General features: G+C 72.3%; 17 protein-coding genes. 7 read left to right on the top strand and 10 right to left on the bottom strand.

Annotation, left to right across the window (positions count from 1 at the left end; all coding sequences use genetic code 11):
- Window positions 1-70 precede the first annotated feature (70 nt).
- Window positions 71-715, top strand: coding sequence for a response regulator transcription factor (locus ACIBEJ_RS46810; protein ID WP_397189480.1), 645 nt, complete (start codon window positions 71-73; stop codon window positions 713-715).
- Window positions 712-1830, top strand: a complete 1119-nt coding sequence (locus ACIBEJ_RS46805; protein ID WP_397189479.1) for a sensor histidine kinase — start codon at window positions 712-714, stop codon at window positions 1828-1830. The genes ACIBEJ_RS46810 and ACIBEJ_RS46805 overlap by 4 nt, the downstream gene beginning before the upstream one ends.
- A gap of 11 nt (window positions 1831-1841) precedes the next feature.
- Here the strand turns inward: ACIBEJ_RS46805 and ACIBEJ_RS46800 are convergent, their stop codons facing one another.
- The 7 genes from ACIBEJ_RS46800 to ACIBEJ_RS46770 form a co-directional block, all read right to left on the bottom strand.
- Window positions 1842-2597 carry a putative protein N(5)-glutamine methyltransferase gene (locus ACIBEJ_RS46800; protein ID WP_397189478.1) on the bottom strand — a complete coding sequence of 252 codons (756 nt, stop codon included), beginning with the start codon at window positions 2595-2597 and terminating at the stop codon, window positions 1842-1844.
- 100 nt (window positions 2598-2697) lie between these two features.
- Window positions 2698-3420, bottom strand: a complete 723-nt coding sequence (locus ACIBEJ_RS46795; protein WP_397189477.1) for an NAD-dependent epimerase/dehydratase family protein — start codon at window positions 3418-3420, stop codon at window positions 2698-2700.
- Window positions 3417-4166 (bottom strand): creatininase family protein, encoded by a 750-nt coding sequence (locus ACIBEJ_RS46790; RefSeq protein ID WP_397189476.1) that lies wholly within the window; start codon window positions 4164-4166, stop codon window positions 3417-3419. Before ACIBEJ_RS46790 ends, ACIBEJ_RS46795 begins: the two co-directional genes overlap by 4 nt.
- Window positions 4163-5158, bottom strand: coding sequence for a Gfo/Idh/MocA family protein (locus tag ACIBEJ_RS46785; protein WP_397189475.1), 996 nt, complete (start codon window positions 5156-5158; stop codon window positions 4163-4165). Before ACIBEJ_RS46785 ends, ACIBEJ_RS46790 begins: the two co-directional genes overlap by 4 nt.
- Window positions 5155-5916 (bottom strand): amidohydrolase family protein, encoded by a 762-nt coding sequence (locus ACIBEJ_RS46780; RefSeq protein WP_397189474.1) that lies wholly within the window; start codon window positions 5914-5916, stop codon window positions 5155-5157. Before ACIBEJ_RS46780 ends, ACIBEJ_RS46785 begins: the two co-directional genes overlap by 4 nt.
- A complete protein-coding gene (locus ACIBEJ_RS46775; protein WP_397189473.1) occupies window positions 5913-6755 on the bottom strand; it encodes an NAD(P)-dependent oxidoreductase in 843 nt (280 codons plus the stop codon). The genes ACIBEJ_RS46780 and ACIBEJ_RS46775 overlap by 4 nt, the downstream gene beginning before the upstream one ends.
- 51 nt (window positions 6756-6806) lie before the next feature.
- Complete coding sequence (locus ACIBEJ_RS46770) at window positions 6807-7985, bottom strand: enolase C-terminal domain-like protein (protein ID WP_397189472.1); 1179 nt, start codon at window positions 7983-7985, stop codon at window positions 6807-6809.
- Between the two features lie 36 nt (window positions 7986-8021).
- Between ACIBEJ_RS46770 and ACIBEJ_RS46765 the strand changes: the two genes are divergently transcribed.
- Entirely contained in the window at window positions 8022-8747 is a 726-nt protein-coding gene (locus ACIBEJ_RS46765; protein WP_397189471.1) for an alpha/beta hydrolase, read from the top strand.
- Here ACIBEJ_RS46765 and ACIBEJ_RS46760 read toward each other — a convergent pair.
- Entirely contained in the window at window positions 8722-9561 is an 840-nt protein-coding gene (locus ACIBEJ_RS46760; RefSeq protein WP_397189470.1) for a Gfo/Idh/MocA family oxidoreductase, read from the bottom strand. The two genes, ACIBEJ_RS46765 and ACIBEJ_RS46760, sit on opposite strands and share 26 nt — an antisense overlap.
- Window positions 9562-9656: 95 nt before the next feature.
- Here ACIBEJ_RS46760 and ACIBEJ_RS46755 point away from each other — a divergent pair, with 95 nt between their 5' ends.
- Entirely contained in the window at window positions 9657-10649 is a 993-nt protein-coding gene (locus tag ACIBEJ_RS46755; RefSeq protein WP_397189469.1) for a Gfo/Idh/MocA family protein, read from the top strand.
- 126 nt (window positions 10650-10775) lie between these two features.
- On the opposite strand, the gene ACIBEJ_RS46750 is transcribed toward ACIBEJ_RS46755, so the two are convergent.
- Together ACIBEJ_RS46750 and ACIBEJ_RS46745 are read right to left on the bottom strand one after the other, a co-directional pair.
- Window positions 10776-11702 carry a hypothetical protein gene (locus tag ACIBEJ_RS46750; RefSeq protein WP_397189468.1) on the bottom strand — a complete coding sequence of 309 codons (927 nt, stop codon included), beginning with the start codon at window positions 11700-11702 and terminating at the stop codon, window positions 10776-10778.
- Entirely contained in the window at window positions 11702-13213 is a 1512-nt protein-coding gene (locus ACIBEJ_RS46745) for a right-handed parallel beta-helix repeat-containing protein (RefSeq protein ID WP_397189467.1), read from the bottom strand. Before ACIBEJ_RS46745 ends, ACIBEJ_RS46750 begins: the two co-directional genes overlap by 1 nt.
- A 159-nt stretch (window positions 13214-13372) precedes the next feature.
- Here ACIBEJ_RS46745 and ACIBEJ_RS46740 point away from each other — a divergent pair, with 159 nt between their 5' ends.
- Genes ACIBEJ_RS46740 through ACIBEJ_RS46730 form a run of 3 tightly spaced genes read left to right on the top strand, consistent with a single transcriptional unit; the run spans window position 13373 to window position 16409 of the window.
- Window positions 13373-14638 carry an ABC transporter substrate-binding protein gene (locus ACIBEJ_RS46740; protein WP_397189466.1) on the top strand — a complete coding sequence of 422 codons (1266 nt, stop codon included), beginning with the start codon at window positions 13373-13375 and terminating at the stop codon, window positions 14636-14638.
- Complete coding sequence (locus ACIBEJ_RS46735; protein WP_397189465.1) at window positions 14635-15585, top strand: carbohydrate ABC transporter permease; 951 nt, start codon at window positions 14635-14637, stop codon at window positions 15583-15585. Before ACIBEJ_RS46740 ends, ACIBEJ_RS46735 begins: the two co-directional genes overlap by 4 nt.
- A 14-nt stretch (window positions 15586-15599) precedes the next feature.
- The gene (locus tag ACIBEJ_RS46730; RefSeq protein WP_397189464.1) at window positions 15600-16409 is read left to right on the top strand and encodes a carbohydrate ABC transporter permease; all 810 of its coding nucleotides are present in this window, start codon (window positions 15600-15602) and stop codon (window positions 16407-16409) included.

Genomic DNA, 16409 nt, shown 5'->3' with positions numbered 1-16409 from the left:
GCGGGTGCTAAACGCGGATAAGCCGCCGGGCTTACCCCGCTCTAACACCGCATCGGTGAGTCTTTGCAGCATGCGGGTGCTTGTCGTGGAAGACGAGGAACAGATGGCCGACGCCATCGCGCGGGGGCTGCGGCTCAACGCGATGGCCGTCGACGTGGCCTACGACGGGCAGGAGGCGCTCGATCTGGCCTCCTACGTCGACTACTCGGTCATCGTGCTGGACCGGGACCTGCCCGAGGTGCACGGGGACGACGTCTGCCGCGAGCTCATGACGCGCAGCCGGATCATCATGCTGACCGCCGCCGGGCAACTGCACGACCGGGTGGACGGGCTGACGCTCGGGGCGGACGACTACCTGGTGAAGCCGTTCGTCTTCGCCGAGCTGGTGGCCAGGGTGCGTACGCTGGCCCGCCGGGCCGGCCGGGCCGGCGCGCCGGTCGTCGAGCGAGCGGGCATCCGGCTGGACCCGGCCCGCCGTACGGTCACCCGCGACGGCAGGGACGTGAGCCTGAACCGCAAGGAGTTCGACGTCCTGCACGAGCTGCTGCGCGCGGACGGCGCGCTGGTGACCTCGGCCGAGCTGCGCAAGAGCGTGTGGGACGAGTTCGCCGAGGGCGGCACGGGGGTGCTGCGCGTCACGCTGACCTCCCTGCGCAAGAAGCTCGGCCCGCCCGCGGTGATCGTGAACGTTCCGGGCCGCGGGTACCGCCTGTGAAGCGGCTCGGGCTGCGCATGCGGCTCACCCTGATCTACGGCGGCCTCTTCTTCCTCGCGGGCTCCGCGCTGCTGTGGATCACCTATCTGCTGACCGCCCGCTCGCTGAACGGGAAGTTCGTCAAGGTCCTGGGCGCCAGGCCGCCCGGCTCGGCCGCGCCCGACAGCGACGTGATGTTCCAGCAGACCCAGATCGAGATGGAACAGCGCGCGGACAAGGCGCTCAACGAGGTCCTTCAGTGGTCGATCAGCGCGATGGTGATGATCGGGCTGGCCGCGGTCGTCATCGGCTATCTGGTGGCCGACCGGGCGCTGAAGCCGCTGAACACGGTGACCGAGACCGCGCGGCGCCTGTCGGAGAGCACGCTGCACGAGCGGATCGCCCTGGAGGGCCCGCAGGACGAGGTCAAGCGGCTGGCCGACACCTTCGACGCGATGCTCGGCCGCCTGCACCGGGTCTTCGACGCCCAGCGCAGGTTCATCGCCAACGCCTCGCACGAGCTGCGCACGCCGCTGGCGATCAACCGGACGGTGCTGGAGGTGTCGCTGGAGGAGCCGGAGGCGTCCCCCGACCTGAAGGCGCTGGCCAGGGCGCTGCTGGGCACCAACGCGCGCTACGAACGGCTGATCGAGGGCCTGCTGCTGCTCGCGCAGTCGGAGCAGGAGCTCACCACGCGCAAACCCGTCCAGCTTGAGCGGGTGGTGCGCACCGCGCTGGAGCTCACCCCGGCCAAGCGGGGCGTGACGGTCCACGAGGACCTGCGGCCCGCCGTGGTCGAGGGCGATCCGCTGTTCCTGGAGCGTTGCGTGTTCAACCTCGTGGAGAACGCGATCAAGTACAACGCCCGCGACGGGCACGTGTGGATCACCCTGCGCGAGTCGTACGGCGGGGGCGGCGCCGTCACCGTCGAGAACACCGGGCCGATGGTCTCCCCGTTCGAGGTGGAGGACCTGTTCGAGCCGTTCAGGCGCAACGGCGACCGGGTGCAGTCCGGACGGGGCGCGGGCCTGGGCCTGTCGATCGTGCGGGCGATCGCCGAGGCCCACGGCGGCACCGTGACCGCCAAGCCGCGCTCCGAGGGCGGCCTGTCGGTCACGGTGCGCCTGCCCGGCTGAGCGTCAGGGCCTCAGGGCTTCTGGCCGGTGACCACCGTGGCGTGGAACTCCTCCGAGCGCAGCACCCGCGCCTTCAGCCCGCTGTCCCTGACCGCCTCGACGGCGTGGTCCGCCTGGCGCTCGCTGGTCTCGAACAGCAGCAGCCCACCGGGGGCCAGCCACAGCGGGGCCTGCCCGGTGACCCGCCGCAGCACGTCCAGGCCGTCGGGCCCGCCGTCCAGGGTGACGCGGGGCTCGTGGTCCCTGGCCTCGGTGGGCAGCAGGCCCAGGTCGGCCGTGGGGACATAGGGGACGTTCGCCAGCAGCACGTCCACCCGCCCGCGCAACCTCGGCGGCAGCGGGTCGAACAGGTCGCCCTGGTAGACGTTCTCGCCCAGGTTGCGGCGGGCGCAGGCGACCGCCGCGGGTTCGACGTCGGCCGCGTGCAGTTCGCCGCCGGTCAGCACGGCCAGCGCGGCGCCCATGGCGCCGGAGCCGCAGCACAGGTCGAGGATCACGCCGGGGTGGGGGGCCAGGCGCGCGGCCTGCCGTATCAGGAACTCGGTACGGCGGCGCGGCACGAACACGCCCGGATCGATGCGCACGCGCAGTCCGCAGAACTCCGCCCAGCCCACGACCTGCTCCAGGGGGAAGCCCTCGGCCCGCCGGGCGACCATGGCGGCCAGTTCGCCGGGGTCGGCGGCGGTGGAGAGGATGAGCTCCGCCTCGTCCTCGGCGAACACGCAACCGGCGGCACGGAGCTTGGTGATGACTTCTTCGGGTGACACAGGGGACGCCTCTCGGGGTTACCGGCGGGCGTCTCCGAACAGGGTTGGTGAGATCGCCCGCGTCTCTGATGCGGAAATCGGTCTCACCCCCTCAAGTCGCTCACAGGATATCCGGACGCCTTCGAGCTCGTGGCTGCCACCCCAGGTCACGCTCGGCCGCCGACCAGTCGAGGACGCGGCGCTCGTGGTCGCCGGTGATCGTGTAGGCGGAGAACCCGGGCCGCTTGTGGTCGAGGGCGGCCAGGAAGGCGGCGGCCACGTCGCTGCCCGAGGTCATCACGGCGGGGACGCCGGCTCCCTGCCACTCCTCGTCGCTCATTGGCCCGACCAGCCGCAGCGCGGTGGCGCTCAGGCCGTGCTCGGTGACGGCGGCGGCGCAGACCTGCTCGCCCAGGCGCTTGCTGAGGCCGTAGGCGTCGGTGGCGTCGGGTTGGGGGGCGGCGGCGTAGTCGCGGGCCTGGTAGTCGGCGAAGACGGACATGCTGCTGGCGAGGACGACGCGGCGCACGCCGGCCTCGACGCACGCCTCGACGGTCAGGTAGAGGCCGGTGACGCTGACGGTGAAGTGGGTGCGGGCCCATTCGAGGCCGTCGCGCCAGCCGGTCTTCCTGCCCATGGCCAGGTAGACGAGCGCCTCCTGGCCGTCGGCCGCCCGCTTCAGCGCGGCGGGGTCGGTGACGCTGCCCTCCACGAACTCCACGTAGCCGACGGGCTCGGCGGGCGGGCGCAGGTCCAGGACGCGTACCGTGTGGCGGGCGGCCAAAGCGGGCAGCACCAGCGCGCCGACCGCCCCCGAACCCCCGGCGACCAGGACCCGCATCATTCCTCCTCGGCGAAGGCGCGGGCGAACTCCAGCGCCCGGCCGTAGGCGGTGTCGACGATCTTGTGGCCCATCTCGGGCGTGGCCAGCCGGGCGTCGCCGAGCGCGCCCGTGGCGGACAGGCGGTGGTAGGCGAGCGCCATGTCCACCCTCGGCGTGGGCGGGGCGGCGTGCGGGAGGACGGGCAGGGGCTCGGCGGGCGGGCCGATCCGGTCGGCGCGTACGAGGTGCGGCGCGAGCACCATGGCCACCGAGGTCTCGCCTTCGCAGGCGTGGCCGTAGCGCTCGCTGCCCATGAGCTCCGCGATGACGTCGCCGGCCAGGCCCGCCCACATGACGTGGGCCATCGTCACCCGGTGGTCGCGGCGCAGGATCCGGGCGGCCAGCCGTACCGCGTCGACGTTGCCGCCGTGGCCGTTGACCACGAGGACCTTGCGCACGCCCGCCTCGGCCAGCGACTCGGCCAGGTCGCGCAGCAGGGCCAGCAGCGTCTCGGGGCGCAGCGTCATCGTGCCGGGGAAGCCCAGGTGGTGCTCCGACAGCCCGTACGGCACGCCGGGGCACAGCACCGCGTCCGGCCCCAGGTCGGCGGCGAGCCGGCGGGCGAAGGCGGCGGCGATGGCGAAGTCGGTCTCCAGCGTCAGGTGCCTGCCGTGCTGCTCGGTCGCCCCGATCGGCAGCAGCGCCAGCCTGGCGGTGCGCAGCGCCTCGGCGGCCTCCTCGGCGACCATGGCGGCCAGCTCGTTCATCGTGCTCCCCACTCGTGCAGCACCCGCATCGCGGGCAGGATGTCGGCCACGGAGCAGCCGGGCGGCCGTCCGGTGGTGATCGCGTCGAGGAAGTCGGCGTCCTGGCGGGCCAGGCCGTCGGCCTCCATCCGGTCGCCGCAGTCGGCGAGGACCGTGCCGTCGTGCTCGCGCAGCAGGCCGCCGGACAGGTGCAGGGTGCGTTCCTCGCCGATGACGGTCAGCTCGCGGGCGGGCAGCCGCGAATGGTAGGACAGCGCGATCGTGGCCAGCGCGCCGCCGGGGACGCGCAGCACCGCCCCGGCGTCCATGGGCGGGCCGTCCCGCCAAGGCTCACCGCACGTCCCGTGCACCTCGACGCCGGTTCCGTGCGCCTCGAAGCCGGTTCCCTGCATCTCCGCGCGGGTCCCGTGCGGGTCGGCGTGGGTGGCGCCGAGCAGCCACAGGGCCGCGTCCACGGTATGCGCGCCGTGGTGCCAGAGCACGTCGTCGGTCCAGCCGCGCGGCCGTCCGCCCATGCCGGTGTCGTCCTGGCGCAGCATCAGCGTGCGCGCCACCACGTGCGTGGCGTGCAGCGCGCCGCGCTCGATCTCCTCCTTCACCCGCAGGTACGGCCGGCAGAACCGCAGCGTGTGCGCCACCGCGACCTGCCTGCCGGCGGCGCGGGCCCGTCCGGCGACCGCCTCGGCGTCGGCCAGGCTCAGGGCGAGCGGGATCTCGCACAGCACGTGCAGGCCGGCGTCGAGCGCGGCCATGGTCTGGGCGGCGTGGTGGGCGTGCGGGGTGGCGATGACGACCGCGTCGAGTCCCGGGTGGGCGTAGAGGTCGGCGGCGGCGCCGTACGTGCGGCCGATTCCGAACCGCGCGGCGAACGCGGCGGTCTGCTCCCGGTCGGGACCCGCGACGGCGACCAGGTCCGCGCCGGCCTCGGTGAGCGCGGCGGCGTGCCGTTCCGCGATGGCGCCGGGGCCGACGATGCCCAGGCGGGGCGTCATCGGCCCAGCCCGAACAGCGCGGCGGACGAGCCGGAGAGGATCCAGTCCTTGTCCTCGTCGGTGAGGTACGGGCGCTCCAGCACGTGGTGGATCGCGGCCTTGTAGTCGCCAGGCGCGGGGTCGGGCCGGTTCCAGTCGCCGCTCCAGGTGATGCGCCGGGCGCCGTAGGCGGCGACCGCCTCGCGCAGGAACGGGTCGGCGTCGGGGTGCGGGTACGGCCGGCCGCTGTTGGCGTAGAACCCGGCCCACATGGTGTGGACGAGCGGGCGTTCGGCCAGCGCCAGGAAGCGGGCGAAGTGGGCGCGGTCGGCGTCGGGGTAGGTGGTGAAGCCGAGGTGCTCCAGCCGTACCTTGAGGCCGGGCACCTCGTCGAGCAGTTCGGCGAAGGCGGGGTCGGCGAGGTCGGCGAGCGGGCCGCGCACGCTGGCCACGAGCCCGGCGGCGGCGACGGCCCGCCACAGCGCGTAGGGGTCGGGGCCGGGCGAGCGGGTGGCCGCCCACAGGCGCACGCCCTTGACGTGGGGGGAGGCGGCCAGGCGGGCGACGTGCGCGGGGGCGCCGTGAGTGTCGGTGTCGACCATGGCGACGACCGCGAACCTGCCGGGGTGGGCCTCGGCGCAGCGCAGCAGGTAGGAGTTGTCGGTGTTGCCGACGAACTGGACGAGGACGGCGGCCTGTACGTCCGTCATTTCCGGGATGTAGGCCGAAATTTCGGGATACTTCCAGGTGCCTACGTGCACGTGCGAGTCGATGATCATTCGGCCGCCCTGACCAGCGCCTGCGTGCCCCGGTCGCCGCCGTGCACCGCCCTGACCCGCTCGGCCACCTCGATCACCTGGGCCAGCCCGGACAGGTCCAGCTCGCCCGCCGCCTCCCTCGCCAGTGTGAGGTCCTTGATGAAGTGGTCGAGCTTGAAGCCGGGCTCCAGGTCGCCCGCGCGCAGCCTGCCCCACAGGAAGTCCAGCAGGGGCGAGCCGGCCACGCCGGGCCGTACCGAGGCCAGGACCTTCTCCACGTCGAGACCGCCGTGCTCCGCCAGCGCGTACGCCTCGCAGGCGGCCAGCGTCACCCCCGCCACCAGCGTCTGGTTGACCAGCTTGGCCAGTTGCCCGGCGCCGGGCCCGCCGTGGTGCACCACGGTGCCGGCGACGGCCGCGAGCACCGGCCCGATCCGCTCCAGCGCGTCCGCGTCACCGCCGACCATGACCGACAGCGTGCCCGCCTGCGCCCCCGCGGGCCCGCCGCTGACCGGCGCGTCCAGGACGGCGACGCCGCGCGCCGCGCCCCGCTCCGCCAGGTCCCGCGCCAGGGCGGGTGCGGAGGTGGAGCAGTCCACGGCGGTCAGGCCCGCGCCGGCGTGCTCGAAGATCTCCGCGTAGACGCGCTCGACGTCGGCCGGGTAGGGCAGCATCGTGACCACCACCTCGCTGCCCGCCACGGCCGCGGCGGCCGACTCCGCCACCTCGGCTCCCCTGGCGGCCAGGTCGGCCGTCCTGGCCGGTGTCCTGTTGAAGACCGTGACCCGATGGCCCGCCTCCAGCACCCGTCGTGCCATCGGCTCGCCCATCAGCCCGGTGCCTATCCATGCCACTCGCACGGCCCCGACTCTAGGCGGACAAGAGACAGAAGAAAAGACCTAGGTCCTATTTCAGGCGATGCCGGGGCGAGGCGGCTCCAGGGTGATCTGCCCGTCCCGGACCGCCATGAACGTCAGCGCGTCGTTGGCCCTCGGGGCGTACTGCCTGCTGTTGCACTCGAACGGCGGCCACGACCAGGACAGGGTCGCCGCCAACCGGGCCGAGTGCGCCAGGGCCAGGTCGACGGCGGTGAGGTCCTGGACCATCACGGCCAGGCCGTGCTCCCTGGCGTGGGCCCAGCTCCGCAGGGCGAGGCTCTGGCCCTTGGCGGCCTTGACGACCACGCCGCTCCAGCCGTCCTCCGCGAGCCGGTCGAGGTCGGCGCGACCGGCCAGCGACTCGTCGGCCAGGACCGGGACGCGGCGGGCCAGGTCGCGCATGCCGGCGGGGTCAGGCGGCGCGTCCCTGGGCACGGGCTGCTCCACATAGGCCACGTCGGCCAGGACCGCGGGCGGCAGCGCGTCCAGCATCGCGGCGGCGTCGGCGGGGGCGCGGCAGCCCTCGTTCGGGTCCACGGAGACGCTGCCGCCCCGGCCGAGCAGGGCGTGGACGGCGGCGATCCGGGCGGCGTCGGCCTCCGGGTCCCGGCCGGCGACCTTGACCTTGACGTGCCGGATGCCGTCGCGTTCCAGCCAGGCGCGTACCTCGTCGAGGGGGTCGCCGACGCCGACCACGTGCTGGACGGGCAGGTGCTCCCTGGGCGCGGCGAGCCCCTCCTTCAGCAGCGCGGACAGCCGGGTGTCCGCCAGCGCCTCCGGATACAGTTCGGCGGCGGTACGGCCGGCCGCGCGGGCCCAGGCGTCGTGCACGGCGTTGTCCACGGCGCCCAGCGCCAGCGAGACCGCGAGCCGCGGCATGCCGCGCGGCGTGGCCAGGCGCGTCTCCAGTTCGGCGCAGATCTCCAGCGGGTCGCCCGTGGCGGCGACCGCGGCCGCGCACAGGCCGCCGACCAGGTCGCGCAGCGCCCGGTCGCGCGCCTGCCAGCTCAGCGGGGAACGCGGCCAGGCCCAGGGCACCGACAGCACGCTCGCGCCGACCCCCTCGGCCACGCGCCCGTCCCCGGTCTCGGCCTCGGCCGTCACCACCGCGAGCGTGAACCGGTCGACCGTGGCCCCGGCCAGCCTGAGCGGGTGGTCGAGGATCACCTCCCTGAAGCCCGCGTCGGCCTTCCTGATGCGCACATCCGTCATCTGCCGTTCTCCAAACTTAGGACCTAGGATCTAGCCATGAGCATTCGTGTCCTGCCGTACGACGGCCCGCCCCACCCGCGCCGCCGGCTCGACCTGCTGCACCCGCCGGCCGCGCACGCCCCCTACGCGCTGTGCTTCGTGCACGGCGGCGGCTGGCGGGCGGGCGAGGCCGCCCAGTGGCACCGGCAGATGCGGCGGGCCGGCGCGCGGGGCGTCGTCAGCGCCTCGCTCGGCTACCGGGTGGGCGAGCGGCTGCCCGCGCTCCTGGACGACGTCGCCGACGGGTACCGGCGGTTCCTGTCCCATCTCGACCGGCGCGGGCTGGGCGGGCTGCCGGTGTTCCTGGTCGGCAGCTCGGCGGGGGCGCACCTGGCCACGCTGCTGGCGCTGTCGGCCAACGGCCTGGAGCCGGCCGGGTGCGTCAGCGTCAACGGGCCGGGCGCGAGCCTGCGGCCGTGGCCCGGCATGGACCCGGAGATCCGCGCGGCCGTCGAGCACCTGGCCGGCGGCGACTACGCCGCCGCCTCGCCCGGCCACCACGCCGATCCCGCGACCGCGCCGCCCACGCTGTTCATCGTCGTCGGCAAGGAGCGCTACTTCCCGCACGAGCACGTGCGCGAACTGGCCGGGATGCTCCCCCGCTCGCGGGTCGTGCTGCTGCCCGACGCCGAGCACGGCTTCCTCTACGACCCTGCGGGCAGGGACAGCGCGCGGGCGCAGGCCGAGATCGAGGTGTTCATCGCGCAGGCACTGCGCGGGTGAGCGCCTCCAGGACCCTGACCGGCGCCAGCAGGGCCGCCTCGTCCAGCGGCTGCTTCCCGGTCTCCACCATCTCGGCGAACGCCCGCAGCGCGGGGAGCGTGTAGTCCTTGCCCAGCGAGAGCTGCTCGGCCAGCACGCCGCGGGTGCCCGTCACCTGGACGGCGAAGGGCACCGCGCCTTCGGCGTCGCGCTCGACCAGGTTGAGCACCGCGTGCGCCTGACCCGCCGCCACCACCGCCAGCACCCCGCCGGGCAGCACCGAGACCTGCGGCTCGGCCTCGGGCGGCGGCAGCAGGTGCAGGGCCATCTCGACCACGTGCACGCCGTAGAAGGCCACTCCCCCGTACGGGCTCTCGCGCTGCACGGGACCCGTGGCGACCACCGAGCGGATCGGCCCGAGCGCCTCCAGCCGCTCGCGCATCGCCTCCACCGCCCAGCGCAGGGCGCTGGAGGAGGTCACGGGTACGCCGCCCGCCCCGGCCGCGGCCAGGATCGCCTCGGCGTCGGCCGACGTCCCGGCCAGCGGCTTGTCCACGAAGACCGGCACGCCCGCCTTGAGCAGGGGTTCGGCGTGGGGCCTGTGCAGGTCGCCGTCCCGGTCCATGACGATGGCGGCGTCGATCCTGCCGATCAGGTCCTCGGGGCGGTCCACGCCGAACTCCACGCCGCCCTGGCCGGAGAGCTGGGCGGTGCGCTCGGCCGTACCTCCGCAGAGGGCCACGATGCGGACGTCGCCGAGGGCGCGCTCGACGTTGAGGTGGCGGATGGCGTGGTCGGCGTGGGTGTTGTCGAGCCCGATCAGTCCGAGCCTCATGGGTGCACTCCTTCTCTCGTTATACCGGCATATTGACCTATTTCCCGGAAGACATCTAGAGTCCTAGGTCATAAGTTACGACCTGGAGGTGGTCCGTGCGGTTCGGGATCGTCGGAAGCGGAGTCATCGGCGCCTTGCACGCCAGGCTCATCGCGGACATGACAGGAACGGCCGAGCTCGTCGCCGTCGCCGACAACGACCTGGAGCGGGCCCGCGAGCTCGCCGGCAGGCACGGCTGCGCGGCCCTCGGCTCCAGCCAGGAGCTGTACGCCCGTGACGACGTGGACGCCGTGGTCATCTGCCTGCCCAGCGGCCTGCACGCGGACGCGGCGGTGCCCGCGCTGAAGGCGGGCAAGCACGTGGTCGTCGAGAAGCCGATCGACATCTCGCTCGCCGCGGCCGACCGGATCATCGCGGCCGAACGCGAGAGCGGCAAGAGCGTGACCGTGATCAGCCAGCGGCGCTTCGAACCGTCCTTCCGCGCGGTGAAGGCCGCCATCGACCGCGGCGAGCTGGGACGGCTGACCTCCGGGACGGCCGAGGTCACGCTGTGGCGTACGCAGGAGTACTACGACTCCGGCGGCTGGCGCGGCACCTGGGCGATGGACGGCGGCGGCGCGCTCATGAACCAGGGCGTGCACGCCGTGGACCTGCTGCTGGCCCTGCTCGGGCCGGTGGAGTCGGTCAGCGCCTACGCCGGGCAGCTCGCGCACGAGAACATCGAGGTCGAGGACACCGTGGTGGCCGCCATCCGGTTCGCCGGCGGCGCGCTCGGCCGCGTCTTCGCCAGCACCGCCGCGTACGGCGGGGCCAGCGTGCGCGTGTCCGTCCACGGCGACGCCGGGCACGCGATCGTGGACAACGAGGTGCCGACCAGCTTTCGGGTGGGCGAGGAGGACCGGGCGCCGGAGGTGCCCGCCCGGCTCGGGCCCGAGTCGCACCGCGCCCAGCTCGCCGACTTCATCGCCGCCGCCGCGTCGGGACGTCCGCCCGAGGTCACCTCTGCGGACGGGCGGGCGGCGCTCTCCCTGATCTTGGCCATCTACGAGTCGGCCCGCAACGGCGGCGTGCCCGTCACGCCCGCCTAGAGCTTCCCTGCCTTCCGAGGCCGCTAAAGGCAGGGAAGGCCGGGGTGGGAGGGTGAAAATACCGCATCCCCCTCCCACCCCGGTCCCCACACTCGGCCCAGCCGCTCCGCCGGGGCGGCGCAGCGGTCAGGAGGGGTAGCGGATGCGGTAGGTGGCGTCCAGGTGCCAGGTGTCGCCGGGAGCCACCTGTTCGGCGCCCGGCTTGCTGACCCGGGTCGGGTAGACCTTGTTGTAGGTGTCGCCGTCGTACACCCAGACCCCGCGGCCGTCCGACTGCGCGTAGCCGTTGAAGAAGCCGGGCTCCACCTCGACCGACATCGTCAGCCCGTTGACCGTGTTGTACAGCTCGGCCCCGTAGCTGTCGGCCGGTGGCGCCCGGTGGCCCGGTGCGCCGATCCCGTGCTCGACGGCCTGGTCCAGGTAGCGGAAGCGGGTGGTCACGGTGTCGGCCCTGACCGCGGGCAGCATGGCGCCGTAGGCGTACTCGATGACCCGGGCCGCCCGCCAGCGCAGCACCCATCGGATCCGCAGCCCCGAGGCGGTGAAGATGTGGCGCACGTTCACGTCGCCCAGCACCGTCGGCGCCTCCTGCGCCGGGTCGAGGACCTGGGTGTCCTGGGTCAGCTCGAACTCCCCCGCCGCCGTGACGCCGGACGGGAGAGCGGCCCGGCCGTCGAGGAGGAAGAGGAGGTTCTGGAGGAGTTCGTCACCGTGCAGGCCGCCGAAGTGGTCGAGCGCCCCGGCCGGCTTGATGGCGTAGGGGTACGCGGCGGCCGTCGCCAGCCGGATGCCCTCGGCCGTGGCCGGTGGCGGGCCGGCCTGCCGTACCGCGGTGATCTCCTGGAGGCGCCAGGCGTCCATGCGCTTGGCGGGGTCGGTGAAGTGGCGCAGTTCGTAGCGGATCCAGAGGTGGCCGGGCTCGCGGGTCCAGACCATGATCTGCCGCTCGCCGCGCCGTTCCACGTAGAGGCCGTCGCTCTCGCCCGGGGCGGTGACGACGAGGCCGCTCGCGGCCAGTGCGGCGGTGCCGCCGAACAGCGTGCGCCGGTCCATCAGGCGGCCGGTCCCGGCAGCGCCAGCCAGCTGCCGGGCTTACCCGAGACGGTGCACACCCATCCGAACGGCTGTCCGGCGGCCGGGTTGCGGTTCTGGACCACCATGCCCTTCTCCCACCAGCCCTCGGTGGGCGCGGCGGCACGGGTCACGGTGAAGGAGTAGCTGATGTCCTCCTGCGTGCCGGTGCGGAACATGCCCTCCTTGTTGCCGGTGAGGGTGTTGGCGCCGATGTCCACGCCGCGCGTCCTGGCGTGGATGAAGATGCCGTAGTCCTGCGTCTTCACCTCCTGGTCGTCGAAGCTGCGGTTGCCGCTGATGACGACGTTCTCGGCCTTGAAGCCGGTGCGGGCGTAGGTCCTGATGCCGCCGCGCGGCTCGCTGCTGAGCCCGCCGCCGTAGTTCTGGTGGTTGTTGTAGACGACGTTGCCGGTGACGGTGACGTCGTTGGACTGCCAGACGTTGATGCCGACGGTGTTGCAGTGGCCGACGATGTTGTCGGAGATGACCAGCTTCCTGCAGCGGTCGGTGGAAAGGCCCGCGTCGCCGCCGTAGAAGAGCGTGTTGCGCTCGAAGATGCCGTCGAAGATGTCGTAGACCGCGAGCAGGTCGGCGTTGCCGCCCTGGCCGTAGGCGAGCTTGTTGCCGATGACCAGGTTGTCCATGGCGCGCACGAAGCGGTGCTTGTGCGCGGCCGGGTTGTTGCCGCCGCAGGTGATGTAGATCGGGTAGCCGACCTGGCCCGGCTTGCCGCCGATGCGTTCCAGGCGGTTGCGGCTGACGGTGAGGTACTCGGTGTGCGACTCGGTGTTGCCGAGCACGTGCAGGCCGAACTGGGTGACGTCCTGGAAGTCGCAGTCGTCGACGGTGATGTGGGTGCTGTTTCCGTTGACGTTGATCCCGACGTACGCCTTGGTGATCCGGCAGCCGCCGACGTGCGCGCGGTGGCAGTCGGTCAGGCGCAGCAGCGCGGTGGAGGCGGTGCCGGGCTCGGGCTCGTACGTGCCCGCCCTGAGCCCGTCCAGGTGCACGTTCTCGATGAGCACGTCCGTGCACCCGGTCAGATGTACGCCCCGCGTCAGCGAGGCCCGGTCGTCACAGAGGATGGCCAGGTTCCGCAGCCCCACGACGGACAGGCGGCTCCCATCGATCACGTAGTTCTGGCTGTATCCGGCCGGGAGCACGAGGGTGGCCCTGGTCCGTTCCGACTGGAGGCGCACGCCGTTCTTGAGGTGCAGCGGGGCGCCGAGCAGGTAGCGCCTGCCCGCGCCGAGGTGCACCGACCCGCCGCCGGCCGCGGAGGCGGCGTCGATCGCGCGTTGTAACGCCGCGGAGTCGTCGGTGACGCCGTCGCCGGCCGCCCCGAACGCCGAGGCCGGGTAGAGGTTGAGGTCGTTGTCCTTGAACCGGGTCTGGGCCTGGGCTGGGCTCGCCGCCAGCGGCACGGCCGCCGCGGCCGCGGCGGACACTCCCAGCAGCCCCAGCACGCGCCGTCGATCGGTAGCAGTCACGATAAGTCCCTTCAAGTAGGACCTAGGACGGAAGATTGAGCGGAATGTATGCCTCGGCGACATGTCCGTCAAGTGGGCTATTGACCCACGAGCATTGCGCTGTACCGTGAGCACACACGATGGTCTGTCCTATGTCTTACTTGGCGAGAGGCAAGAAACATGAGGTTAAGAATCGCTGCGAGCCTGCTCGCCCTCCCCCTGGCCGCCACCGCCTGCGGCTCCGGAGGAAGCGGCGACAAGGCGGCCGAACTGCGCGTATGGAGCATGTGGTCGGAAGGCGAGCCGAACCAGAAGGTGCTCGCCGAGGCGTTCAAGGACTTCGAGCAGGCGACCGGCGTCAAGGTCAGGGTGCAGTGGAAGGGCCGCACCGCGATGAAGTCGTTCCTGCCCAGCCTGAACACCGCCAACGTGCCCGCCGACCTGATCGAGGGCAACAACAGGGAGCTGACCCGCCAGTTCGCCGCCGCCAAGGGCGCGCTCGACCTGTCCGACGTGTACGCCGCCACGGTCCAGGGCGAACAGGCCACGGTCGGGCAGACCGTCGGCGAGGCGTACAAGCGCATGGCCACCTCGTCGCAGGGCGTCCTGGCCCAGATGCCCTACCAGGTCTCCACGTACGGCTGGTTCTACAACGGCAAGGACTTCGCCACCACGCCCAAGACCTGGGAGGAGTTCGTGAAGGTCCTCGACGAGCGCAAGGCCCAGGGCCGCAGGCCGCTCGGCCAGGACGGCAGCATCCCCAACTACAACCTGCGCTACCTGGAGCACTTCGCCCGCGCGATCATGGGCGACGAGGGCTGGCACGCGCTGGCCCCGGACAAGAGCGGCCAGGGCTGGCTCAGGCCCGAGGTGCTCAAGGCGGCCCAGATGGTGGAGGCGCTGGCCAAGGGCGGCTACTTCCCCGACGGCTTCAACGCCGCCAAGTTCCCCGCCATGCAGCAGAAGTGGGCCAACGGCGAGTCCGACTTCCTCTACCAGGGCACCTACCTGCCCAAGGAGGTCGCGCCGTACGCCAAGCCCGGGCTGGAGTTCCGCGCGTTCCGCTTCCCGTCCGTCGAGGGCAGGGCGCCCACGATGAACGTCACCACCACCGGCTTCGGCATCCCGGTCAAGGCGGCCAACCCCGACGCGGCCAAGAAGTTCCTGGCGTTCTTCCTGCAGAAGAAGTACCAGGACAAGGTGGCCGGTGTGGCGCTGGAGATGTCGGTGCGCAAGGACGTGCCCGCCGCGCCGCAGGTGGCCGACCTGAAGGCGGCGCTCGACAGCGGCGAGATCAACAAGGCCGACGTCCAGGACATGGGCGACTTCAACGCCAAGGTCCTGCTGCCGCTCAGCGACCAGTTGCTGTTCGGCAAGATCGGCGCCGCCGACTTCGCCAAGCAGATGGCCGAGCAGTCGGCCGCCTACTGGAAGTCCAAGGGATGACCGCGGTGCTGGAGCGGCCTCCGGTCAAGGCCGCTCCCCGGCCGCGGGGCGGCGGCAGCCCGTTCGAGGCGGCCAGGCGGCGGATGATCGGCCCGTTCCTGCTGCCCGCGCTGCTGGTGTACGCGCTGGTGATGATCGTGCCGAGCGTGATCACGGTCTGGATCAGCTTCAACGAGTGGGCCGGGGTCGGCGCGATGGAGTGGGCCGGCCTCGCCAACTACCGCGAGATGGTCGCCGACCCCGTCTTCGGCACCTCCTTCGCCAACACGATGAAGATCCTGGTGCTGGTGGGCGCGGCGGTGTTCGTCATCGCGTTCACGCTGACCATGCTGCTGCAGGACATGGCCGGCAGGAAGTTCGTGCGGGCGGTGATCTTCTTTCCGAGCCTGGTGCCCGGACTGGTGATCGCGATCCTCTGGGGCTTCCTGCTGGACCCCGACGGCCTGGCCAACTCGGTGCTGAAGGCGCTCGGGGTGGCCGAGCCGCCGCTGTGGCTGGCGCCGGAGAACATGTTCACCACGGTCATGGCCGGGATGACGTGGCTGGCCGCGGGCACGTACACGGTCATCTTCATGGCCGCGGCCGACCGCATCCCGCGCTACTACTACGAGGCCGCCGAACTCGACGGCGCCGGTCCGCTCAAGCGCTTCTGGCACATCACGCTGCCGCTGATGTGGGACGTCATCGGCGTCTGCGCGGTGCTGTGGGCGATCGGCGCGCTGAAGACGTTCGAGTTCGTGCTGGTCTTCGCCGGGGCGACCGGCAGCCTGCCGCCGACCGGCCTGTGGACGTTCTCCGTCTACGCCTACGCCGGAGCCTTCCCCTCCGACGGCGTCCCCAGGTACGGCATCGCCTCGGCGGCGGCCGTCCTGACCATGCTGCTCACGGTCGTGCTCACCGTCCTGGTCCGGCGGGTCATGGGCCGCCGCGAGCAGGCCACCTACTAGCGCAAGGAGGTCACATGAGACTCCTCGCCATGCCGCTGGCCTGGTCGCTGGCGTTGTTCGACCTGTTCGTCGTGGCCTGGATGGCCCTGTCGTCGCTGAAGACCACGCGGGAGGTGGTCCAGGACCCCTGGGGCCTGCCCGCCTCCCCGCAGTGGGGCAACTACGGCGAGGCCTGGACCTCGGCCGCCTTCGGCGACGGCGTGCTCAACTCGCTGCTGCTGGTGGTCGGCAGCGGGCTCGGCACGATCGTGCTGGCCGCGCCCGCGGCGTACGTGCTGGCGCGCTTCCGCTGGCGGCTGTCCGGCCCGGTCACCGTCTTCTTCGCGCTGGGCCTCGGCATCCCCGCCCCGGCCATCATGATCCCGATCTACCTGGGCCTGGACCGGCTCGGGCTGATCGACTCGCTCGGCGGCCTGCTGATCGTCTACGTCGCCACCAACCTGCCGTTCGCCGTCTTCTTCCTGACCGCCTTCTTCTCCTCGCTTCCCCGCGAGCTCGAGGAGGCCGCGGCGCTCGACGGCTGCGGCCCCTACCGCACCTACTGGCGGATCATGCTGCCGCTGACCAGGTCGGGGCTGCTGGCGCTGTTCATCCTGCAGGCCATCGGCGACTGGGGCGAGACGTTCTTCGCCCTGTCGTTCCTGCAGGAGAAGAAGACGATCTCGCTGACGCTCCTGAACTTCATCCAGACCATGCAGTACACCGGCGCCCGCTGGTCGGTGCTGTTCGCCGGGATCTGCATCGTCGTCATCCCCCTGCTGCTGCTCTACCTGTGGATGAGCAGCCGCCTCATCGAGGGCATCGCCGCCGGATACGGAAAGTGA

The sequence above is a fragment of the Nonomuraea sp. NPDC050790 genome (assembly GCF_044456745.1).
Lineage (GTDB): Bacteria > Actinomycetota > Actinomycetes > Streptosporangiales > Streptosporangiaceae > Nonomuraea.
The sequence above is the reverse complement of the archived record's forward strand: the minus strand, read 5'-3'. Positions and strand labels throughout refer to the sequence as shown.